Source organism: Arcanobacterium hippocoleae, assembly GCF_040360365.1.
In the GTDB taxonomy this organism is placed as follows: domain Bacteria; phylum Actinomycetota; class Actinomycetes; order Actinomycetales; family Actinomycetaceae; genus Arcanobacterium_A; species Arcanobacterium_A hippocoleae_A.
In genome coordinates this window covers 240,919-265,738 of the sequence record NZ_CP136412.1, presented here as the reverse complement: position 1 = coordinate 265,738, position 24,820 = coordinate 240,919, and the positions used below count along the sequence as shown (strand labels likewise).

Here is a 24,820-nt window from a genome sequence, read left to right as displayed (position 1 = left end):
CATGGATATCGAACAATTAAAACGTTTAGAAAAGCGGATTGAGGTAGTTTCGCAATATACCCCTTCGGGTGATCAGCCGCAGGCAATAAAAGAGCTTGCACGCAGAATTAACGACGGTGAGAAAGATATTGTTCTGCTGGGTGCTACTGGAACGGGAAAATCAGCTACTACTGCCTGGCTGATTGAGCAAGTACAGCGCCCGACGTTGATTCTGGAACCGAATAAGACGCTGGCAGCGCAAATGGCTGCTGAATTCCGCGGGTTAATGCCGAATAATGCGGTTGAATATTTCGTCTCTTACTATGATTACTACCAGCCGGAAGCATATGTGCCGCAGACGGATACTTTTATCGAGAAAGATTCTTCGATTAACGACGAGGTGGAGCGTTTACGCCATTCTGCCACAAATTCTTTACTTACCCGCCGTGATACCGTGGTAGTGGCATCCGTTTCGTGTATTTACGGGCTTGGAACGCCGCAAGAATACGTTAATCGAATGATTCAGCTTCACCTTGGGCAAGAAATTAACCGTGATGAACTGCTGAAACGTTTTGTGCAAATGCAGTACCTGCGCAATGATTTCGAGTTCACCCGCGGGACTTTCCGAGTGCGCGGAGACACTGTAGAAATCATTCCAGTGTATGAAGAACTAGCTGTACGGATTGAATTTTTCGGCGACGAAATTGACGAAATTGCAATGCTGCATCCGCTTACTGGAGATGTGATTGAAAGCGTCGATCATGCGCACATTTTCCCTGCTTCACACTATGTGGCAGGACCGGAGCGGATGGCGAAAGCGATTAAATCAATTGAAACAGAGCTGCAAGAACGGTTAAAAGTTTTGCAGCGGCAAAATAAACTCCTCGAAGCACAGCGTTTGGAAATGCGGACAACTTTCGATCTTGAAATGATGCGCAATATCGGCTCATGTGCAGGTATCGAAAACTATTCGCGGCATATCGACGGGCGTGCGGCAGGCACAGCTCCGCACACTTTACTTGATTATTTTCCGGATGATTTCCTGCTCATTATCGATGAATCGCATGTGACTGTGCCGCAAATCGGGGCAATGTATGAGGGAGATATGTCACGCAAGCGCACACTTGTCGAATATGGATTCCGATTGCCGTCGGCGATGGATAATCGTCCGCTGAAATGGGATGAGTTTCTTACACGGATTGGTCAGACAGTTTACCTTTCAGCTACTCCTGGGAAATACGAAATTGAAAAGTCCGACGGATATGTGGAGCAGATTATCCGCCCAACAGGACTCGTAGATCCGGAGATTCTTGTCAAGCCGACCAAAGGGCAAATTGATGATTTGCTTGAGGAAGTGCGCTTACGAACCGAACGTGATGAGCGGGTGCTGATTACCACTTTGACGAAAAAATGGCAGAAGACCTTACTGCATATCTTGCTGAACGCGGGGTGCGTGTCGAATATTTACATTCAGATGTGGATACGCTGCGCCGTGTAGAGCTGCTGCGGGAGCTGCGGATGGGGAAATTTGATGTGCTTGTCGGCATTAATTTGCTGCGTGAAGGTCTCGATCTTCCGGAAGTTTCGTTAGTTGCGATTCTCGACGCGGATAAACAAGGATTTTTACGTTCGACTACATCGCTGATTCAGACTATTGGCCGCGCGGCGCGAAACGTATCTGGGCAGGTGCATATGTATGCAGACAAGATTACACCGAATATGCAGGAAGCGATTGATGAGACGAATCGCCGTCGGGAAAAGCAGCTTGCCTACAATGAAGAACATGGTATCAATCCGCAGCCGCTGCGGAAGAAAATCGCTGACGTCACAGATATGCTTGCCCGTGCAGATATTGATACCCAAAGTCTGCTTGCAGGCGGATACCGCAAGGAACAGAATCCGAATGGGCGTACTGAAAAAGGATTGCCGAATCAACGCAGCACAACGGCATTAAAAGGCGGCGGGAAAGAAATTGAGATACTGCTTTCTGAACTTACTGCACAAATGCATGCGGCAGCGGAGCAGCTTCAGTTTGAGCTTGCCGCACGGCTGCGTGATGAGATTAATGATGTGAAACGTGAATTGCGTGTGATACAAAATAAGTAGCAGCTTTCCGCAGCTGGTTTCAGTTTCGTTCTTTGATTTTGCACATAGTTAAAGTAATCATCCGTAACGTGTTAATTCCCACGCTTCCGAGCGGGAAGTGCAGGGAACCATATCGGTAGAATAGGGGAACGAGGGGAGTATTCCGAAAATATCGACTCGTCAGTACGGTGTGCCTGCATCTGGTTGCGTTTACTAGCACGGTGCGGATGAAATCTGATAAATATTGGATTTTGTTTGGCGGAAAGCATCCGGGTCGGTGGCCTTGCCGAACTTATGAATTACGGTTTTAAGGCGGGAAGAGACCTCAAATGTTCTCTGCATCTTACATTATCTAGAGTTACAGAAAAGGTCACTTCTTTTGAATACTATTCTTAGTTACGCCTGCGGGCGTTTATTGCCGTTTGCACCTGCAGCTTCCGAAGATCCAATGATGCACGTTTATCCGTGGGAATGGATTCTGCTCGGTGTGCTTGTGATTGCACTGATTATTTTTGATTTACTTGGGCATGTGCGAAAAGCGCATGAACCAACTATTCGCGAAGCAGCAATGTGGACTGCCTTTTATGTCTCGCTCGCCGTGGTTTTCGGAATGATGACATTCTTCCGGCACGGCGGTGAATTTGCAGCTGAGTTTTTCGCCGGATATATTACTGAATATTCGCTTTCACTTGATAATATTTTTGTCTTTATTATTGTGATTGCCGCATTCCGCGTGCCCCGAATCTACCAGCAAAAAGTGCTGATGTACGGCATTATTATTGCGCTTGTGCTGCGTTTTATTTTCATTATGGTAGGTGCAGCCCTGATTCAACGTTTCGTCTGGGTGTTCTTTATCTTTGGGCTGTGGATGGTTTATACTGCAGCAAAACAAGTGATTGACGGAATTAACGAAGGCCGGAATCGCAAGGCAGGCGTTGAAGAGGATGATGAATATCAGCCGACATTCGTAACCCGGATGGTTTCGAAGATTGCTCCTGTAACTCAAGGGTTTGAAAATGATCGGCTTATCTTCAAGCGCGATGGAAAAATGTGGATCACACCGCTGCTTTTATGTATTGTTTCAATCGGTTCGATTGATTTGATGTTTGCCTTGGATTCTATTCCGGCAATATTTGGTTTAACTAAGCAGCCGTTTATCGTATTCGCATCGAATGCTTTTGCATTGCTCGGTTTGCGTCAGCTTTTCTTCCTTGTCGACGGACTTCTTGAGCGATTGATTTACCTGCATTATGGATTAGCTGCCATTCTTGGGTTTATCGGTTTCAAACTGCTGGTACATGCATTCCACGGTTATGACTTGCTTACATTTATCCCCGAGCCAGGGATTCTCTTCTCCGTCAGCTTTATTATCGGCACGATTTTATTGACAATTGCGGCATCAATTTATGGTTCAAGTAAGTTGGAAAAAGCGAACCTAGCTGCAGAGAATGCGGATAAATAAGCCGCGAACATAAAGCAGATATCAAGCTGAATATGCCAGGTTAATGTGTGATCCGAATTCGAACTGTGCGTAACCGCAGCTGAACCGGAAAGTACTTTTCAAAGTTATTATCCGGATCATAGGTGTTATTTGGATCAGAACCGCTATTGAAAGAACTTCCGAATTCGGGCTGTCCGGCTTAATTCGGAAGTTCTTTATTACCGGGATTGAATAAAATACGCATATTGCAAACCGCATTTTCGGTGCCTGAAAATGCGGCGCGTTTTTAAATAGATTCGGAGTGTTTAACTATTCGAAGTATTTAACTAAAGGGTGCCGTCGTTCTGTTTTGAAAACCGATTTGCAAGAATTGAGCAAATAAAAAGTTGGATTTGATGATACAAAATTGCGGGGACAATTATCGGAGCGACGGAAGCTGCGGGAAAAATTGCATTCGCCATTGGCAGTCCCGTCGCCAATGATTTCATTGAACCGCACATTATCATCACAATCTCACTTGAACGGGGTTGATGCAGCACTCGTGAAATAAAAATGGAAAATATGAGTGCAATGGATAATATTATGAAAATAATTGCGATGATGAGCAGAAGTTCCCCGGCCCCGACTTTGCCCCAAACTCCGGCGCGGGCAGCACTGACCACTGCACCAAGTACGATTGCGGCAATCGCGAAAACATCCACAGTTTTTGTAATCCACTTGTTTTTCCGTAAATAATTACCGGTAAATGGCTGCAAAAGCTGACCGATAAAAAGGGAAGCAGCAGCTGCAATATCACTTTCGTGAATCCGCCTGCGCTGGCACCGCTTACGTCCATAAAAAGAAATATCAGCACGGGAGTGATAAAGATTCCCAGGACATTCGAAATAGTTGCGGCGCATACTGCGCGGGCTACGTCTCCGCCAGCTGCGGAAACGAAGCTTACCGATGATTGAATCGTTGAGGGCAGCAGTGTTAAGAAAAGGATCCCAAGTAAGAATGGGCTGTTGCTTAAAAGTCCGAGGCCGTAATATGCAGCAAACCCAACAAATGGGAAGAACACGAAAGTCAGTATGAGAAGTGCGCCTTGAAGTTTCAAATCGCGTAATCCGCGGAGTACTTCGATTGTGCGAATCCGCATTCCATAGGCGAGAAAAACTGCTGCTACACCGAGATTACCGATTAGTGTAATCAAATCGGCGATACTTTTCCCGACGGGGACGGTAATGCCGACAACGAACGCAATAATAATACTGATAACAAGAATGTTCGCTTTAATAAACTTGCGCATAAAGAGTTTCGAAATTTACGTGCGGAATTTATCTGCTGAATTTTCAGTTCCACGGACCGATGACCGGGTTCCAAACTTTCGCTTCACGCTCAAGAATCACATCTTCTATGTAAAGCGGGTCTTGATTCAGAAGCGTTTCTGCTTGCGCTGGGTGATCTGCGCGGAGAATAATTAAGGCTTCATTTTCTGCTAACGGGCCGGAGGCAAGGAGTGTGCCGTCGTTAAATAAAGACCGTAAAAATTCGCGGTGCTTTGGGCGGTGTGCGGTAAGTTCTGCGGATCTTTCCGGATTATATGTGTATTTCACTGCGATAATTTTCATGCTCTGATTCTATGCCGGAAACGGGATATTTTCGAGTGCAGATTCTATTCCGCGCAGATTCAAGGGAATGAATAACAGATTTTCACTAATCTTTTCGCGAGCTGCAATATTTTCGTGCATTGTGATGTTTTCGTGCACTGCACGTATGCGTTTTGGCTGCGAATAAGCGTGCTGGATTTTGTTTCATGCCTTATTTCAAGGGAATTCTTTTGTTCAGCATTGGAAAAATATTCTGCCGGATTGCAGCGGCGGCATACAATAGTGTTATCGGGTGTGAAGCAGATAATCTGGTTTGCAGATAGCATGACGGTGCTGCACACAGCTAAATAAACCGTGGGGAGGCAAGAAAATTATGTTAGAAGTAATTGCGCTGACGGTTGCAGATGCGAAAGCAGCGAAAGCCGGCGGAGCCGATCGGATTGAGCTTGTCGGTACGATGAATAAAGACGGGCTCAGCCCGGCAATCTCCCTTGTTGCAGAAATCCAGGCGCAGGTGGAAATTCCGATTCGGGTAATGCTGCGTACGGAAGAAGCATTTGCGAGTTCTGATCCGGAGCGCTTGATTGCTCTCGCGCAAGCGTATTCACAGTTAGAAGTTTCGGGAATGGTGCTTGGATATTTGAAAGACGGCAAGGTTGACGAATCGTTAATGCGGCAATTACTTGCCCATATTGAAACCGAATATACTTTCCATCGTGCAATTGACTATGCCGATAACTACACAGCCGCTTTTGCAGATGTGACTGCTCTTGGCGGAAATCTAACATCAATCCTGACAGCTGGTTCTGCAGCTGGTGTCGGAACAAATTTGGAAAAGCTTGCTGCCCACGCAAAGCTTTACAAAGATTTAATGCTAGTTGGCGGGGATTGCGCCAATCCCACGTTCCGATGTTAAAAGAAGCCGGAATTACAAACTTTCACGTTGGTTCAGCATTGCGGCCAGACGGCGATTTTCAGCAGGTGATGGATCCGCATTTGGTTGAACAGTGGAAGAATCTCGTCGGATAATTAAGAAATAATTATCCGAATATCTGTATTTCAATATTTATCGGATTCCAGCTCGCAGACGTGAAATCAGGATCGGATAACGCGGTGAGTTTTTCTTTATCCGCAAGCTGAAAATGATAAAAATCGTGAAAAATACGGGCAGCTGGGTCTTACGTCTCTATTTTTTGTTTCTGAAACGCCGCCTGTGTCTTGGTGTGTCCAGGGTCTTATTTGACGATAATAAAAATTTTGAAAATCCGGATATTTTTTAGTAGTCTGACAAATAATCTCGATAAAACCGGGCAAAGATGCTGGCTGCGAGATGAAAGAAATACTGGGAAATTCCCCTCTACAAAGAAGTGAAAGAGAATACTAATGATTAGTTATATGAGTTGGGTAAACTCTGAGCGTAGCGGATCTTCGAGAAGGACGTTCAGAAAGAGGTTAACTGCTTTTCTAGCTGGATTGGCGGTAACGTGTACTGGGTTTTTAATACCAAATCCGGCTTGGGGGGGTAAATAGCGATCCAACCGTCGTAATTTCGCTCAAAAATCAGCCTACAAATGAAGACGGAAAATGGCATGTAGGTGATACGATACAGTTTCTTATTACGATTAAGAACAGTTCTGGTCCGCACCGTATGGAAGTTGTGAGTCATAATTTCGACGGGGATATTTCGGGATGCAGAGGGAATATCAACGATAATTCTCCCACTCTTACATGCAGCAATATAACTGCAAATCACACTGTTAACCGAGCAGATATTGCCAATGGTTATTCTCCTACCGTCACGTATAAATCTTGCAATGGAACGAGCTGCAGCAACACTAATTCTAAAATTCTCCCGGCTTTCACTGGTGAAGTTCAGCAGGTGGCATACGAAGTTCAAGATCCAGATACACGGGCTCTGCCAATAAATCAAAATTTTAATACTCAGAATGCTGCGAAAGATTTGCAGGATTTGAAAACTAAAGTAGAAAGTAGTCATCCGCTGCGCTGGGTATTTGTGGGAGATTCGATTACTCAGGGTGTGATGCATACTAAAGGTTTACGTCATTATACTGAGTACATTAACCAGCTCTTACACGATCCCGCTAATGGTTTGAATCGTCTCAGTGATCGAGTGGTGAACTCTGGAAATTCCAGTGCAACTACTGCTATTCTCGATAATCAAACTTATAAGAATGCTTTGATTATCGAAAAAGATCCTGATATTGCATTTATTACTTACGGGATGAATGATGCCAGCGGAAATAAGGTGCCAGTAAATAAGTTTACGGATAACCTCAAAGCTGCTGTGCAGACTGTGCGTGGTGCGGGAGCCATTCCAGTGGTGCAAACTACGAACTACACCATGAATCGTGATGCTTCGTTAGATCCATATTATGAAGCGGTACGCACAGTAGCTAAAGAAACTGGCACCATCCTTATTGATTTTGCAAAGCGTTGGAAAGAAATTCTTGAGGATGGAAATCTTAATAAATCTGATTTGTTGGGAGATGCAAATATTCATCCTTCAGAAAAAGGGCATTTGGAATGGGCGCAATATATTGCAAACGTGCTTAATCTGAACCAAACTCCCGATGGTGAAGCTACTGCACTTAGTCAACTTACTGCTGATCAGATTGTGGTGCCGGCAGGGAATAAAGCCGTTCATGTTACTAATGCCGCTAATGCCTGTGCTGCTAATAAACAAGCACCGAAAGTCGATTCTGCCCAGCCAATGCTCAACTATGATGTAAATAAGTTTTTCGGTGGCACTGCACATATTTCTAAGAATAGCGACGTTTCAAAGATTGCTAATGCGGCTGCATATACTTTGGTTACACGCGTTAAAGCCGACACTAACGGCGGAGGTACGATTTTCAGTATTTCCGATAAGGATTCTCAAAAAACTGTATCCATGCGTTTGGAAAACAAACAGGTTAACAAAGGCAAGCTGCAAATTGCTGCTCCGAGTCTAGGCACGTACTGGAGCCGTGGCAATGCGCTCACAGATGGAGAATGGCACACCATAGCCATGGCTATCACAGGTGATACGAACAGTAAAGTCACAATATATGTAGATGGTTCTGCTGTTAGCCAGGCAAACCCGCTCAATCTTAGTGGTAAAAACATTGGTCTTCCCACTCTCGGAGTAAATTCTGTGACGATTGGCGGCACGCAGAATACAGGGTCTGGTCCAGATCATTTTGTGGGTTCTATTGATTTTGCACAGGTGTACAACAAGGCACTTACTAGCGATGAGTTGCAGACTATTACAAGCGAAGCGTCTGATCCTGCAATTGATCTCAACAAATATATCAATAATGGCACTACTCCCAATACCTGGCTTTTCCTCGGATCTGATACTACCGCTGGTCTTACAAACGAATATCAGGTGAAAAACTACACTGAAATTTTTGAAGAAGCGCTGCGCTGGGAATACTCCAAAAATAATATGGACCAACGCATGAAACAGCTAGTAAACGATGGACAGGACGGTTTCACCAGTGTACAGCTGCTTGAACGTTATAACGTACTTACCACATCTCCGGCAGATATGGCTGATGTAGTGTACATAGTTCCAGATGTAGTGAAATCTGGTCAGTTGACTGAAAATCTTTCGACTTTCCAGACGAATATCAAGACTCTTGCACAAAAGATTCAAACTGCTGGCAATCAAACCGTATTGGTTACTCCACCAAATATTTCTCCAGCGGCTGAGCCTTTTGCACAGGCAATGAAGACTATTGCTGATGAAGTGCAGGGTACAAAGCTTATTGATTTACACAAGTATCTCGTTGAAACTAATTCTATTGCAAATATCGATAGCTGGTTTGACACTGACGGTATCGCAAACGACGCTGGTCAACTGGCGATTGGTCGCTATCTGTTGGAGAAATCCGGTTTGCCGTTGAAGACTGGGAAGGATATGCGTCTCTACGCCTTGGCTTACGATCACACCTCCGGATCTAGTGTGCCTGCTGAAGTCACAATAGATCCGAGTCTGAAAATCTCAGCCGAGCGCGGTTCTGGAGAAATCAACAACGATGCCAGCAAAGTGGTTACCACCAACGTGAAAACATCAGACTTACTGGCTATGGGATGCTTTGCTTTCACTGGTCCGCTAATCATTACAGACGTCACAGATTCAAATAATCCAAAGCCGGTGCCAGCTGGTAACGTCACCACAAATGATGATGGCTATCTCCAGATTAAAGACGTTGACGGAGAAGCTCATCTATTTTCGATTAGTGCTATGGCGAATAATGCTGCCGCTGGTCTTCCTAATACAATTGCAAAATTCGGCGAATTTGAGGTACTGAAGATTGCAAAGGCGGAAAATCCGACGGTCTTTAAAGGGGTGACCATTAATGCTCCGCAAAGCAAAGAAAATGAAGATTTCAAAGTTGAGATTAGACTGGTAAATGAACCAGAAGATGGCGTGTGGAATTTAAACGATGAAGCAGAATTCAGAATTATTCTTACAAATAAGACCGATTCTGCTCGTGCCTTTGACATCATGAATCAGGGTCAGCTTACAAATTTGACACACGCCAGCGGATGCAAATGGTACAAAGCCGCTCCAAATGTAGAGCAGCAATGCTTCGCACAAGGAAGCAGTAATAAAGTGATACACAGAATTACTGCTGAAGATGTCAAAGCTGGGGAATTTACGCCATATGCCCGCTTCCAGATGCATAAGAGTGCTGACTACGGGAGTGCTGTGGTGAGCGATTTGGCGGCAGGTCCAGCTCCTGAAGTTGTGCTGCCAGAGGCAAACTCTGCAATTACTATTTCTAATCCGAAAGGTGAAGGCGAGAAATGGAAAGAAGGCGATACGATCAAGTTCCTTATCACTGTCACAAACGACACTGGTATTGATCGCGCTTTTAAGTCTGTGAATTCCAATCTGACTAACTGGGATTACTGCAAATGGAATAATATTCCGAATGGAACCACCAAGAAAGATTGTACGGGTGCCTATCATGTAGTAACGGCAGATGATGTGGCAGCTGGAAAATTCACTCCAGAAATCCAGTGGTCTTATTATCCGAGAACTACTCATTCTACAGGTACTCCGATTCTGCTTGCTCCCACTAAAGGCAGTGATATTCCGATTGTGAAAACTATGCTGAAAGTGACTAGTTTTGAGCAGACTGCCGATTCCGTCAAATATCGTTATACAGAAGATGATGAGCTGGTGTTTGACGTGACGATAAGTAATGTCTCTGATGCTTCAATAGATTTGCGTCCAGCAGCAAAAGATGGAAACAAAACAAATGTGGACGGTGCTGAAAGCTGTGTAGCTACTGATTTGGCACCTGGAAAAAGCGTTACCTGTCAGGTACGCTATACCGTCACGAAAGAAAACTTAGATGACGGTGAATCTCTTCCTGCGCTTGACGTACAGGCTGTAGTTAATGACGAGGTCGTAGATCATGAGCAAGCTGTAAAGGAGGTAAATACCCAAAGAATGTATCGGCAAGCCACGGCATATAAACCTAAGGATGCGAATCCAACCAATACTGCTAATTCAAGTGAAATGAAGGTATTGGCAGCTGGTAATAGCACTTTCGCTTACCGTATCCCAGCTATTGTGCGTGCATCTAATGGTGATTTACTCGCTGCTTATGATGCTCGTCCAAAAGCTGGCAAGACAAGCGGTGGAGATTCGCCGAACGAAAACTGGATTGTAATGCGCCGCTCTATAGACAACGGAGTTACATGGGGTGAACAGACCACAGTAGCTAAAGGAGTGTTGGGTGTGCGTGGCTATTCTGATCCTTCTTTCGTAGTGGATTACACCACAGGCAAGATTTTTAACTTCCACGTGTACAGTCAAGACCAAGGTTTCTGGAAAGGGAAATACACAAAGAAAGCTGATGGCACCGTCGATGAGATATCTCGTAACACGATGAATCTTGGGCTTTCTGTTTCAAGCGATAATGGTATGACCTGGGATCAGCGCGTGGTTACGCAGGCATTGGTTGATAAAGTGCCAGAGATTAAGAGTTGTTTTGCTACCTCTGGAGCCGGTACCCAAAAAATGCACGAGCCGCATAAGGGACGTTTACTACAGCAGTTGGGCTGTGAGAAAAGTGGCGGCGGTGTTGTAGCGATAACTATGTACTCAGACGATCATGGTGACACATGGCAAACCGGTGAATATACGTCTAATTCTGTGGATGGCAACAACTTTGTCTTCGATGAGAATAAAGTGGTAGAGCTTGAAAATGGTAATCTTATGCTCAACTCTCGCACTCCGAACGGATCGGCAAAAGACTACCGTATTGTTGCAATCTCGAAAGATGGCGGCGATACATGGCAGGATTACAAGATAGAAAAACAGCTGTCCGATAGTACAAACAATGCTCAAATCATTCGTGCTTTCCCGAATGCTAATCCGGGCACGCTGCGCTCAAAAGTATTGCTTTTCTCCAACACTCCAGCTGGCGGACGCGCCAAGGGAGTTATGTCTATCTCATACGATAATGGGCAGACTTGGCAGAAAGGATCCACGATTCGCTCTGGCGGCACCGGATACACCACAATGACAATCCAGTCTGATGGTCGGATTGGCTTACTTCTGGAACCGGGCGGCAACGGATGGGCTGATATTGGCTATATGAACTTCAGCTTGGCATGGGCTGACCCTGATCACGATGTGGATTCAGAGCTGAAAGCGAAAGCTGATATTCCTGACCAACGCGGCACGGATGGACAGAAGATTTCCATTCCGCTTAATGATTTATTTGACCATAATGATCCAGTGCTAAAAGATACTGTGAAAGTGACCGGGATTTCCGGAGACTTTGCCCTGAGTGAAGACGGCACTTCTATTGAAGGCATACCAAACGTGGGTAACAAAGCTGTTCAGACAGTTGCTGTGACTGTAAAACTTACAGAAGCAGCAGACGGCACTGGTTATCCGCGTGAAGCGGCAGCAGCCTTTAATTTGCAGCTCACAGCAAACCCAAATCCGTCAATTGATCCGCCTGCGGTTAATCCGAAGCATGTCACCCCTAGTGTCAGCTCAAATGTGCAGCCGCATGCTGAAGATCCGGCTAGCTGCGAGGTGAAGCCCTATGCGCAATTGACTCCGATGGAAGGCGTAACGTATACGGCAGCCGTCGACGGGAAAACAGTAAATCCAGATGCCAACGGCAAGATTGTGTATGGCTACGGACAAACACTGAAAGTGACTGCTTCGGCACAAGACGGATACGTCATTCCTGAAGGTGTAATTAAGAGCTGGGAATGGACTGCGCCTACGCGTGAATCGCTAAATTGCGATCCTGAACCAGAGAGCGGAAATCCTGAGGATAATCCGTCGGGTAATGCATCTGAACCGGGTGAGGGTGAAAAGCCTGGAACATCGGGTGATGCGCCTGAACCGGGTGAGAGTGAAAAGCCTGGAACATCGGGTGATGCACCTGAACCGGGTGAGAGTGAAAAGCCTGGAACATCGGGTGATGCACCTGAACCGGGTGAGAGTGAAAAGCCTGGGACATCGGGTGATGCACCTGAACCGGGTGAGAGTGAAAAGCCTGGAACATCGGGTGATGCACCTGAACCGGGTGAGGGTGAAAAGCCTAAGCCAAATGAAGAAACGCAGCCTGAGCAGTCTGCAGACAGCAAACGGCCGGCAGCGGATGGCCCTGCTGCTGTTCAAAAAGGGAAGAGCACAAATGCGGTTAATCTGCCCGCTACGGGTGCAGATATAGCTGCTGCTGGTCTGCTGGCTCTGGTTCTGCTGGGAACTGGTGCTGCCGGTATAGCTCTCCGCCGTCGAAATATGAAGTAAAACAATAACGCAATACTTGGTGGGGCTCTGCTGATAGAAGCGAGCCCCGCCAAGTCAGCAAACTAGAACGCCGGCTCATCAGTTGCATAATATTTCGGCAAGATACCGCCGGGTACAACAAACTAGATTCAAAAATCACTAGCGCAAACAATCATTAAATCAAATCTGTATCTGTGAAGCATAGACGCCTCACAGACATTACTTACTTAATTTTTGAGAGATAAGGTTAAGATGCATATAAACCCGCTACAAGAATCTGCTCACTGGCGGCAGCGGTTATCTAACCGCCAGCACACGGGCACAGAACACCGATCTGTAAAACGGCAGATTTTTGCTTCATTAACTGCCCTTGCCTTTGGTGCAGCAGGTTTCATTGCTCCAGCAGCTGCAGCAGAAACGCCAACCACGGAAACTAATAGCGCACAAAGCGGCACCGTCACAGTCGCCCGCTGGTATGACGATATTCCAGGTGCAAATCGTTATCGGATCCCTGCATTGACGCAAGCAAATAACGGTGATATTTTGGCATTTTTCGATATCCGCCCAGGAATGGCAGATCTCCCAAGTAATATCGGGGTATCAATGCGCCGCTCCACTGACAGCGGAAAAACATGGGGGCCAATTCAGCAGATTCGCTATGAAGAAGGAAAAGAGGGATTCGGAGATCCTTCTGTGTTAGTGGATCGAGATACTGGACGTATTTTTGTTTTCTATGCTGGAACAGTAAACAAAGGCTTCGCTGGTGCGTCTGCGGGAAATAATCCTCAAGATCCCAACATTATGCAAATCGATTATTCCTACTCGGATGATAATGGCATTACTTGGCGGCATAAACGAATCACGGCTGAATCTAAGAATGCTCTGTGGGGCGGAATTTTTGCTGCTTCAGGAGAGGGTATTCAGCTTCGCGGCGAGGCGCACAAGGGACGTTTAATTCAGCAGTACGTCACTTCTGCTGGTAACGTCAGTATGTATTCTGATAACCATGGCGATACGTGGAAGTTTGGGAATCCTACCAACGCTGCAAAAGACGAAAATAAGGTAGTGGAACTTTCAGACGGGCGGCTGATGATGAGCGCCCGCGTCACTGGCGGTATGCGTAAGGTTGCGTATTCTGATGACGGCGGCGATACGTGGAATAATATGAAAGCTGATGGTCAGCAGATAGATCCCACATCCAACGGCACGATTTTGCGCATTTATCCTGATGCGCAAAGCACTGATCCTAAAGCCAAGATGCTGATGCTTCTCAATTCAGAAGATCCTGATATTCGCATCAATGCCACAGCGAAAGTCTCTTGTGATGACGGGCAAACTTGGCCTGGGCGTCTGCAGATCGATGCTGAGGAAGCAGAATATATCACGGGCACTCCGATTTACGAAGGCGGATATAACAAGACCCGAGAAGCAAACGGCACAGTGGGAATCTTCTATGAGCGCGAAGGCTACACAGAACTTTCATACACGCAGATTGACACCACGGCTATGAATATGCTGTGTGCTCCGATTAGCGCGAAAGCCAACGGGCGTGAAACCGATGCAAACAATCGAAATACGCTCACAGCTGGGCAAACAGCGAATTACACCGTCGATATCACAAACCAAACTGGGGAAAATCTTCCTGAAGGGACGATGCATATTCGCGGCACTGATGGAGTGTGGACCGAAGAATCTACAGCAAAAGTTTCTCCGATTAACGCGGGAAAAAGCGGAAAAGTGACGGTAAAGCTCGCTGTGCCGGAAAAAATATCGGGGAAGCGCACTCTTGTTGGCACGTATCGCGTCAATGGCAAAGAATCTCAGCAGTATTTCTTTGTCAACGTGACCGCTAAAAACGGAGCCGCTCCAAATCCGCAACTGAAAATAGAGACATACCTAGATGCCGTCTATACAGCAGGAGCAGCAGGAGCTGTGGGAGATGAAGCCGTCTTATGGGCACGCGTAACTAATACAGGTAACGTACCGATTACAAACATTCGCACATCATCTAACTCCAGTTTCAACAAAATAACAAACTGCCGTTGGAGTAATGGTTTCGGACCTGGTGAATCTCGGCTTTGTAAAGGAAATCAAAGCGGAGCGCAGTTAAAACACGTGATTACTGCTGCGGAAGTACAATCCGGAACTTGGACGCCTGAACTGACAGTGACGGGTAGCTATGATGGTAAAGACGTGACGGCAAAAACTCAGTCCGTATCATTACCGTTGAATAAAGACGCGCTTAATGCGTCAGGTGTGAAAAATAGTGAAACTACAGTGTATCTTCCCACTGGAGATTTCCAAAGCTCTAGTTATCTGCGTATGAATGATTATAAGAAAAATAGCTGGATTATCCCCAGCGGACATCCGCTCGGGCTTGATATGGCGAAAAATAATCGCACATCAGCGCAGCTTTTAATAAACCCGGCAAAATCCGGTACACTCACGGCCGAGGTAAGCAAAGCAGACGGAATAAGTTGGGAAATTTTCTATCCGCAGACAATCTCCACAGTAAACTCGAATCAGCAAACATGGCCTGCTGAGCAAAGCCAGACCACAGATCCATTGCGCAAACAAGCACCAAATGTCACTGCTCATAAGAATCAGCCCATCTGGTTTGTAGCTCACACGGCAAAAGACATACCCGCGGGGATTGTAAATCAGACAATAACACTCAAGCTCAATGGTGAAGTAATTGGCGAATATCCTGTGCGTACAACGATTCGAGATGTGACGCTTGTATCGAAAGAAAATCGTCCGTTTACGCTTGACCTTTGGTGGCATCCAGACGCTATTGCTGATTATTACGGTGTAAATGTGTGGAGCGATGAACATTTTGAACTGATGAAGCCTTACCTTGCCGAATTGGCAGGAGCAGGGCAAAGCGTATCAAACGTGATTATTTCCCAAGATCCGTGGCTGCTTGAAGACGGAAAACCGCAGACGTATTCGCATTACGAAAGTGCTGTGAAATGGAGATATGACGGTTCGGATTACTCTTTCGATTGGGATATCTTCGATAAACTAGTTCAAGCTCAGATTGATGCTGGAATCACAGGGCCAATCCATTTATGGGGAATGATGACTTTCCGTGACCCGCAGCGTTTGACTTATTTTGATATCAAACAAAATAAGATGGTTACGAAAAAAGTTGAGCTCGGGAATGCGGATTATGAAAAGGCCTGGGGGCAGTTCCTTAAAGCAGCTCAACAGCATTTGCAAGAAAAAGGCTGGTTTAATCAGGCGGCTCTTGCTTTTGATGAGCGCGCTCCAGAGCTGATGAACAAAATGAAAGCGACTGTATCCAAAGTTGCTCCAGACTGGAATGGAAAAATCGCTTATGCAACGGATAAGGCGACTGCTCAAATGGACGTAAGCTTAATTGCCTACAATCATGACATTTGGAATAACGTTACAGACGGCATGATTCAAGAGCGTCGTGATAATGGCAAACTAACCTTGCTGTATACATGGGCTAAGCCATTGAAACCAAACACAATCACAGCTTCTCCGCTGATTTCATCACGAGTGCTCGGATGGGATGTGGCTCGGCGCAATCTTGATGGATATTTGCGTTGGACGTTCAATTCTTGGCCGCAAGATGTGTTTGCTCACCCGGCATATAAGTATGCGCAGGGAGATGAATATATTGTTTACCCCGGGGAGATAAGGCGAACCCTTATGTTATCTCTGCAATGCGTTGGGAAACATTCCAAGATGGCATTGACGATTCTGAGATTCTGCGCGAAGCAGTTAAAACCAAAGGAGCGGATAAGGCTGCAGTGGATCGACTGATAGCAAGCGTGGGAGATACAGATGCGGATACTCCGCAAGCATGGGCGCAGATGGTTAGCGCTCGTTCAATGGCGCTTGACCTAATCGGTGAACAGGAAGATACAAAACCTGTCATGAAAGCAAACACTTCAACGCCCACAGTTACTCCAGGTGCACCCGCTAAAATTACAGTAACAGTGAATGCTCCGATTAATAAGAATCTTGATCCGGTGGAAGTGACGCCAAAGGTACCGAAAGGATGGCAAATCACTCCTGCTTCCGCACGAACTGGCAAGATTCACGCCGGGCAGACGGGCAGAATCGAATTTTGGGCGGCTAATAATTATGGCAGCGGTGACGGCACAATCACTTTCAGCGCTGAAGCTGCTGGAGAAGCACTGACAGCAGACGTAGCCGTACAGGCTGCTGCCGGGAAATGCGTGAGTGCGAAAGCCGGCGATTATGCGGCAAACTCGGAAGAACCTACACAGGGATTACCAAAAGAGGGTCCAGTATCTTTGGCGTTCGATAATGACCCGTCTACCCACTGGCATTCCGAATGGAATGGGCATAATTATCCAATCGAGACTTCATGGAAGACAGACGCTGGCGATCAGCCGCTCTGTGCTGTGACATATCAGCAGCGCCAAAGCGGCACTAACGGTAATGCTTCTGCGGCAAAGATTTATACCTCTGCCGACGGAAAAACATGGACTGAAGCAGCAAGCGTGACCCCGCAAAATACACGCGATGTACAAAGCTTTCAGCTTCCTCAAGGTACAAAGGGGCCATGGGTGAAATTCTCAATTACGGCTGCGGACAGCACTGTTTCGGGTAAGAACTTCGGCTCTGCTGCAGAATTCGGAGCTACTAAGCTTGCCGCTGCTAATACGGCGATTAGCGTCGCAGACACAATAGGGGAGAATAATGTTCCGCTGCAAACGTATGAGATTCCAGATAACGGAATTAGCTATATCGTAAATGGAACACCGCAAACAGCTGGGCGGCATACTGCACGGCCCGGAGAGAAAATTTCGGTGACGATGAACGGATTAGCACAGCACGGATTAACACTGCCCGAAAACAGCACCGCAGATTGGGAGCATACATTCTTAAAGCCGAGTGTGATAAAGAATGGGGCAAACGTCAAACCGGGAGATTCTCTCCCCGACGGCATGAAGATCACTCTTACCGGAAATAATGCAGGTAGTGTCAGCTACGAGCTGGGAGAAAATGCTCCTGAATGGTTGCATCTTTCCGATGACGGCATACTAACAGGCAAAATCCCGGAAGATACACCGGCAGGGAAAATGAACGTTCCGTTTATTGTTGCAGAAACTGTCGCTGATAATGTTAAACGTCCAGCTATCGCGGGTACATTTAAGACGGCAGGAATACTGACAATTAACGTGCTTTCTCCGGAAAATCCTGCTCTGCCGGTTCTGGAACCAGTGGTAAGCAGCAATCCGATAGCAGCTGAAGTCGGGAAGCTTACCAGCAGCTCAGCGCCAACATTTAAGAATGAAGCAGACGGCACAGCTGCAGCCAAACCGAAAGGTACTGTGTTTGAACTTTCCCAGAATGTTCCAAAAGAAGCAAGTATTAATTCTGATACGGGTGTCGTGTCATTTACCGCTTCCGAAGCTCAGTACGGGCAAGAGATTGCAGTAACAGTGACGGTGCGCTATCCAGCAGAATATGCGGCTTCTGATCCGAATGATGACTTTACTGTGACATTTAAAGTTGCTCCAAGACCAGTACATCCGGATGCAAGTATTGCAGATATTGCAGATGTGACAGCAACAGTAGGCGCAGCAATTACTCCGATTACTTTAAGCGTTGATAACGGAAGCATTTCGGATGTATCTGGTTTACCGCAGGGACTTAGTTTCGACGGCGATACGATTTCCGGTACGCCAAAAGAGACGGGTACGTTCACTGTTACAGTCGTCGCTGTAAATAAGGATCACAAAATGACATCCAAGCAGTTCATCATTACTGTTACTGCACAACAGTCTGGCGGGACTGCTGCTCCAGGCGGCGATACGCCAGACGATGATACAACTGGCGGCTCTGCGCAAGCGGAAGATACAGAAACTCAGGAGCAAGGAAATACACTTCAGCCTAAGCAGCCGATAGACAATCAACAAAGTGCTGATAATGTTCCTGATTCTCAGAAAGTTACGAATACAAATCTAGCTAATCTGCCCGCTACGGGTGCAGATATAGCTGCTGCTGGTTTGCTGGCTCTGGTTCTGCTGGGAACTGGTGCTGCCGGTATAGCTCTCCGCCGTCGCCGCTAGTTAAGGCTGCTGGATACGTATGAATCCGTCGGCACCGCCAGCCAGCGGTTCGCGTATCGTGGCTATAAAGTGCTTTTGCACGGAAACCAAACGGGGACTGGCACTAAGTGTATTTTCACTAGTGTCAGTCCCCGTCGGCATAATAGGCTCTTCGTATTTCTGTTCGTGCGGGCTGTGCTTTTATTTGCCTGAGAGTTATACGTCGTTCATGTGCGGGATATGCGGCAGCCATTTTATTACGCAACTGATGGCAAGAACTCGAGCTGGGATTTTCACCGTCGGGAGAGCTTACATTCATAATGGTCACAAGCTTGTAAGAACAATGGGGAGCCGTCGGAAAACAAAACCGCTCACTTCGCCGCCAGTTACGTGGACTCGCAACCGCTTTGCCGCCAGTTACGTATGCTAGACCGCCCTTGCAGTTTACAGATCTTATATTTCAAGTTTTCATTTATGTTGTTTGTTAGGCTGTTATGCATGAAAGACCGTCCGTTCAAGTCCTCACAAAATCACGCGGTTACTCTTTCCGAAGCCGCCCGCATCGCCTGGGCAAAAAGCCCTTATGAGCGGTATGGAATTGCTGACGACAGTGACTCGGATCCTAAGTGGCTGCCGCTTTTTATCACTGTGCCGATAGCGCGGGCGTAGGGAGAATGCTTACGCAAAAGTGGCTCGCACCCAGGCAAAAAGAAATGCTTGCGCGCGGCATTGGCTATAGGTGTGCTAATGAATGCGAAGCTGAAATAGCAGCTTTAGTCTCGTTCGTATGTGCCGTGCATGATCTTGGAAAGTTGACTCCAGCATTCGCGATTCAAGTAGATGATCTTGCCTTACGCATGGAAAATTACGGTTTCACATTTTCCGGCATGACGGCAGAATCACGAAAACAGCTTCCGCATGCGCTTGCAGGAGAAGTAATCTTTAAAAAGCTCGTTCAGGATATGGGGTGGAGTAAGGGTGCAGCTAAGTCTTTGGCTTCTGTGATTGGTGCACATCATGGCATACCGCCGACCGCAAAAGATGTTAGCGATGCTTCTTCTCGTGCACATGAGCTTGGTCAAGACCAATGGGAAGCAGCCCGAGAAGAATTACTTTCCTGGTGTATACGTATATCGGGAGCAAAACCATATTTTAATCATTGGGGTACTGTAGATTTTTCTCAGCCAGTGCTTGCTTTACTTTCTGGAATCGTGATCACAGCAGACTGGATTGCTTCTAATACCGATTATTTCCCGCTTATATCACGCAAAGATCTGGGCTACCGCGATGAAGTATATTTCCGTGAGCGGCTTAGTTCCGCATGGGCATTGATCGACTTACCGATTCCGTGGCGCCCGCATGAAGTGGATTCTGATGCAGACGTTGATGCCCAGCTTCGTGCTGATTTTTCTTTACCGCCAGAAGCTTCTGCCCGCCCAATGCAAAGAGCTGCTTTCCAGGAGGCGCTTAATACGGCAGATGAGCCCGCTCTTTTGCTTGTGGAAGACGTTATGGGATCTGGAAAAACGGAAGCAGCTCTTTTGGCTGCTCATATTCTGGCTGCGCGGCAAGGAGCCTCAGGCGTATGGATTACTCTTCCTACGCAGACTACAGCAAATGCGATGTTTAACCGCTTGCTTACGTGGATTGCTGCGATGGAAAAGAACGATGACGGAACCAGTGATTTTTCTGTACAGCTATTGCATGGTCGGGCAAATCTCAGTGATCAAGTGCAGCGCTTGAAACGGCGTGGTTATGCGCTGCGGAATAAGAAATTTTCGATTAATCCCAGCACGCAGGTTGATGCTGATCTGAATGATCTGCAACAGCACATAGAAAGGACAGCATATCGGCAAGCTGCTCATTTTCTTCCGCTGCCAAACAGATCGTGCGATGTGGGGCGAGATGAAGTACCAGCTCATTTAGAACACTCAGATAGGCAAAATAAAAAATTGCGGAGCCGTATCTCCGTCCATCCCTGGGAATCTGGGAAGAAAGCATTAATGGCTGATTTTGTTGTAAGTACGATCGATCAGCTGCTGATGGTGGCGTTAAAAAGTAGGCATTTAGCATTGCGCCATTTTGGGGCGAGCAGAAAAATCGTGATTATTGATGAGGTTCACGCCTGCGATGTTTTTATGAATCAGTATCTTTATCGCGCTATTGAATGGCTGGGAGCATATGGTGTGAGTGTGATAGCTTTGTCGGCTACTCTCGATGATGCTTCTCGTAAGGAACTGCTTCATGCCTACCAGTGCGGGCGGAACTATGCTCGCCCGAAGCTTTCACGTAAAGAACGAGGAAAAAAGTGGAAAAAGCAAGACGCTAATCTTGTTTCTGATTTCGTCATTGATCCACAAGAGCAGGAACCTTATCCTGCTCTTAGTGTGGCGACTGCTCATGGTATTTCTACTGAGCACGTGGAATCTACACAAAATAGAAGTGTTTATGTGCGCCAGCTTGATGATTCAATTAATCATTTTCTTACAGAGAAATTACGCGACGGCGGATGCGCGCTCGTCGTGCGGAACACTGTGAAACGTGCTCAGGAAACATACGTGCAGCTTCAGGAGATTTTTGGGGACGACGTAGTGTTGATGCATGCGCGATTTATTGGTGCTCACCGTACAGAAAATGATCAGTGGCTGCTTGATAATTTTGGAAAGGATGCTCGGGAAGGGCGGCGTTCTGGAAGAAAAATTGTTGTCGCCACGCAAGTAGTGGAGCAGAGCTTAGATATTGATTTTGATCTGCTCATATCGGATCTTGCTCCGATTGATGTTTTACTGCAGCGTGCAGGGCGAGTGCATCGGCATTTAGGGCGCGTAAGACCTGTTGGTTTGGAAAATCCAATATGCTGGATCGCTGAAATGCCGCAAACCGGGGAAGAGCCGAATGTGGAACGCGGTTCAGCAGCTGTGTATGGAGAAGTCTTGCTATTGCGGACAGCTTTCGCGCTGCAATCTTATATTGGCGGCGGTAAAACCCTGCGGCTTCCTGATGATGTGCGTCCGCTGATGTCTTTTGTGTATAGCGAGAAAGAAGAACAGAATCTGCCAAGTGAATGGGGGCAGAAATACGCTGTGGCGAAAAATAAGTTTATTGAAAAACGTAGGAAATCTGAAAAGAATGCAGAAACATTTTGTTTAGATCGTCCCAAACCTGCTGGAAATGAATATGCAGTAGCGTCACTAGATGGCTGGGTGCAGGGGCATATTGACGGCGATGAAGATTCGCTGATTAGAGCAGGTGTGCGGGAAGGGGAAGATACTTTGGAAGTCATTTTAGTAGATGCTGATGACGCTGAAAATATGGCTACGTGGCGGCTCGTAGCTGGTGTTTCACCAGATATCCCGCGTGAGATACCGACGGATAGTAATCCGTCGTTTGCACAGGCGCAGGCATTGATGGATTCGATTGTGCGTCTCCCTGCAAAATTCACAAATCATGGTACTTTTGAAAGGACGGTGGAAGAGTTAGAACTCCTACATCCAAGCTGGGATTACCATACGCCGGTGTATGGGCAGCTTGTGCTTCCGCTGGTACACGGTGAGACGATTGTACAGGGATGTACACTTCGATATTCGAGAGAGCTGGGTCTGATGGAGGTACGCAATGATTGCTAAAGATGGCGGGTCTGGTGCGTCTAGCACAGCGTCTGCGTCTTTTAATTTAATAGATGAGCCATGGATTATGGGTATCTTGACGGAAATACTGGAGAAGTTTCGTTGCTGCAGCTTCTCGATCAAATGCAGAATATTGCGCAGATTGCAGGAGAGCTTCCTACCCAAGATTTTGCAGTATTTCGGACGATCCTTGCGATCTTTTATCGTGCACTTGATATTGAAACTAAAGCGGACTGGTTTGAGTGCTATCACGATCCGGAAATGGTATGCAGTGATGTACGTGAGTATCTAGCAGCAATGCATGACCGATTCGACTTGCGCCATCCAGAGTATCCGTTTTATCAGGTTGCTGATTTACATACGGCTAAAAACGAAACTAAATCTGTATCGGTAATTATTGGTGATATTCCCAGTGGACATCAGTTTTTCGTGTCTCGAAAAATTGAGGAAGATACAATAATTTCTTGGGCAGAAGCAGCTAGATGGCTTATCTATGTTCAACAATTTGATGTAGGTGGTCTGCATAGCAATCTTTTTGTCGATGGAAAAATCCCGCCACATAAGCAGCGGGAAAGAATCTGGTTTAATCACTATTTTGTGGAAGCGTTTTTGCGCGGTGTTTCGCAATCCAGTTAAGTGTGCGTTCCTGGATATCTGGATCCCAGGCGATGCTAACCTCGCTATAGGTTTCGTCAAGTAAATCGTCTGGGATAGGGACATCTTCAAGGAGCGCGAACTGCAGACAGTCATCAATAAACATCCAAATATCACCCTCGAAAAGGTCGCCGCCTAAAAAACTTGGGCGTCATCGGAAAGTTTTGCCCCCACTTCATGAAAAAACCTTTTTCGAATGGTAAAAAACCATGCAGCCTGTCTTCAAGTTCTAACATACGCCCCATTAGTGCCACCCCATTCTCGCCAATTAGGAATAATTTTGTTTCTGACAACTCTACCACCTTCAACCGGTACATAGTCCCCCCCGAACCGCAAACCGGGAACGCGGCACGAAAATTCTCATAGTTTTGTAAGCCCCGCGCATGCGGGGATGATCCCCATACCGGGCGAAGAGTTTTATCATCTTTGACGTAAGCCCCGAGCATGCGGGGATGATCCCGCTCTTGGAGGGTTATCAGGGCTGGCTGCATTTATTACCGCGATTTTTGGTTTCTTCAATCTAAAGAAAGATACTAGGCAGCTTCAGGCTAATCACGGCTCATCGATTAAAGATCAGATTTCGCGTATTGAGAAGTCTCAGCAATCACAGCAGACGCAAATTGAGCTTTTGTCTCATGAGGCTTCTCTGACGCACGAAATTTTGGCTGACACCCAGAAAACTCTTGAAGCTCGAATCCGTACCATCGAAAAAATGTGTGAGACAATGGGAATATGCAACGTAAACTTATAACCTTGTTTAAACTCAGAAACACTATGATATGCATTTCTGCTTCACTCGGCGTCGTTTGCGTTGCATCACCAAACATTTTCACTATTATGCTTTTCGCTACTGCTCTGTTTGGCTTGTCCGCTTGCCAAATTAAGCTGAAAGCAGTTTTACGCGACTATTTCAACAATTTTTCGAAGCGTAGAGTCCGCTAAAGCCACATATCTTTGCGTAGTAACTGGTGAGGCGTGTCCTAATAGCTGTTGCGTGCTTAAAATATCGTGTGTTGAATTGTATACACGGGTTGCGAAGCGGTGGCGCAATGAGTGCATTGTCACGCTGGCAGGCAGCATTTCAGAGATAATAGTAAGCCCCGCACACGCGGGGCTGATCCCAATCAACAAAGTCTCAAGGCCATCAGCTCGGAGAAATCTGCACCGATATACACCAAACCCGCAAAGATCTATCAACACTGATAGCCAACGCAATACTGAAATAATATAATCGAATTTTGACGATAAAACACGGAAAAGAGTCTAACGAATAGTGAAGTGCTCTCTAGTCTAATTAAATAAAGAACATTCTGTATTAGTAAGCCTCGCGTATGCGGGGATAATCCCAAGGTAACTAAAAATTAGAATTACTTACGTAGGAAAGTGTGTAAATAATAAATAATACCCAAATACCAGATTATTAACACCAAGGTATTTGGGTATTACTATACGTGTCGAAAGGTTAAACCGATCGGCGAAAACTAAATAGAGAGAGGTGAAACCCGTGATTTTAGCATTAGACCCAGCTATCGCATAGCTGATTCTAATAGCGGGAATCGTTATTTACTTCAAGCTAACCGCAAAAAGTAAATAACCCGTGTTCCTCTAAGGTA

At 46.3% G+C, this 24,820-nt stretch carries 11 protein-coding genes and 2 pseudogenes; 9 read left to right on the top strand and 4 right to left on the bottom strand.

Annotation, left to right across the window (positions count from 1 at the left end):
* Position 1 precedes the first annotated feature (1 nt).
* Together uvrB and RQN30_RS01335 are read left to right on the top strand one after the other, a co-directional pair.
* A pseudogene (gene uvrB, locus RQN30_RS01340) lies at positions 2-2,085 on the top strand (excinuclease ABC subunit UvrB).
* A 358-nt stretch (positions 2,086-2,443) separates the two neighbouring features.
* On the top strand, positions 2,444-3,526 hold the full coding sequence (locus tag RQN30_RS01335) for a TerC family protein (protein WP_353060935.1): 1,083 nt from the start codon (positions 2,444-2,446) through the stop codon (positions 3,524-3,526).
* A 305-nt stretch (positions 3,527-3,831) separates the two neighbouring features.
* Here RQN30_RS01335 and RQN30_RS01330 read toward each other — a convergent pair.
* Both RQN30_RS01330 and RQN30_RS01325 read right to left on the bottom strand, forming a co-directional pair.
* Positions 3,832-4,793: pseudogene (locus RQN30_RS01330) on the bottom strand (bile acid:sodium symporter family protein).
* A 43-nt stretch (positions 4,794-4,836) separates the two neighbouring features.
* Complete coding sequence (locus tag RQN30_RS01325; protein ID WP_353060934.1) at positions 4,837-5,115, bottom strand: YciI family protein; 279 nt, start codon at positions 5,113-5,115, stop codon at positions 4,837-4,839.
* A gap of 352 nt (positions 5,116-5,467) precedes the next feature.
* Between RQN30_RS01325 and RQN30_RS01320 the strand changes: the two genes are divergently transcribed.
* The 7 genes from RQN30_RS01320 (at position 5,468) to casA (ending at position 23,189) form a co-directional block, all read left to right on the top strand.
* The gene (locus tag RQN30_RS01320; RefSeq protein WP_353060933.1) at positions 5,468-6,010 is read left to right on the top strand and encodes a copper homeostasis protein CutC; all 543 of its coding nucleotides are present in this window, start codon (positions 5,468-5,470) and stop codon (positions 6,008-6,010) included.
* A gap of 963 nt (positions 6,011-6,973) precedes the next feature.
* Positions 6,974-12,892 (top strand): GDSL-type esterase/lipase family protein, encoded by a 5,919-nt coding sequence (locus tag RQN30_RS01315; RefSeq protein WP_353060932.1) that lies wholly within the window; start codon positions 6,974-6,976, stop codon positions 12,890-12,892.
* Between the two features lie 231 nt (positions 12,893-13,123).
* Positions 13,124-16,666: a glycoside hydrolase domain-containing protein gene (locus RQN30_RS01310; protein WP_353060931.1), complete on the top strand. Its 3,543-nt coding sequence runs from the start codon at positions 13,124-13,126 to the stop codon at positions 16,664-16,666.
* Positions 16,654-18,948 (top strand): discoidin domain-containing protein, encoded by a 2,295-nt coding sequence (locus RQN30_RS01305; protein WP_353060930.1) that lies wholly within the window; start codon positions 16,654-16,656, stop codon positions 18,946-18,948. The genes RQN30_RS01310 and RQN30_RS01305 overlap by 13 nt, the downstream gene beginning before the upstream one ends.
* A 477-nt stretch (positions 18,949-19,425) precedes the next feature.
* Positions 19,426-19,596: a hypothetical protein gene (locus RQN30_RS01300; RefSeq protein ID WP_353060929.1), complete on the top strand. Its 171-nt coding sequence runs from the start codon at positions 19,426-19,428 to the stop codon at positions 19,594-19,596.
* A gap of 5 nt (positions 19,597-19,601) precedes the next feature.
* Positions 19,602-22,553: a CRISPR-associated helicase Cas3' gene (cas3, locus tag RQN30_RS01295; protein WP_353060928.1), complete on the top strand. Its 2,952-nt coding sequence runs from the start codon at positions 19,602-19,604 to the stop codon at positions 22,551-22,553.
* Positions 22,554-22,613: 60 nt separating this feature from the next.
* Positions 22,614-23,189, top strand: a complete 576-nt coding sequence (gene casA, locus RQN30_RS01290) for a type I-E CRISPR-associated protein Cse1/CasA (protein ID WP_353060927.1) — start codon at positions 22,614-22,616, stop codon at positions 23,187-23,189.
* On the opposite strand, the gene RQN30_RS01285 is transcribed toward casA, so the two are convergent.
* Together RQN30_RS01285 and RQN30_RS01280 are read right to left on the bottom strand one after the other, a co-directional pair.
* Positions 23,137-23,313 carry a hypothetical protein gene (locus RQN30_RS01285; protein ID WP_353060926.1) on the bottom strand — a complete coding sequence of 59 codons (177 nt, stop codon included), beginning with the start codon at positions 23,311-23,313 and terminating at the stop codon, positions 23,137-23,139. The genes casA and RQN30_RS01285 overlap by 53 nt on opposite strands.
* 791 nt (positions 23,314-24,104) lie before the next feature.
* Positions 24,105-24,266 carry a tyrosine-type recombinase/integrase gene (locus RQN30_RS01280; protein WP_353061734.1) on the bottom strand — a complete coding sequence of 54 codons (162 nt, stop codon included), beginning with the start codon at positions 24,264-24,266 and terminating at the stop codon, positions 24,105-24,107.
* Positions 24,267-24,820 lie beyond the last annotated feature (554 nt).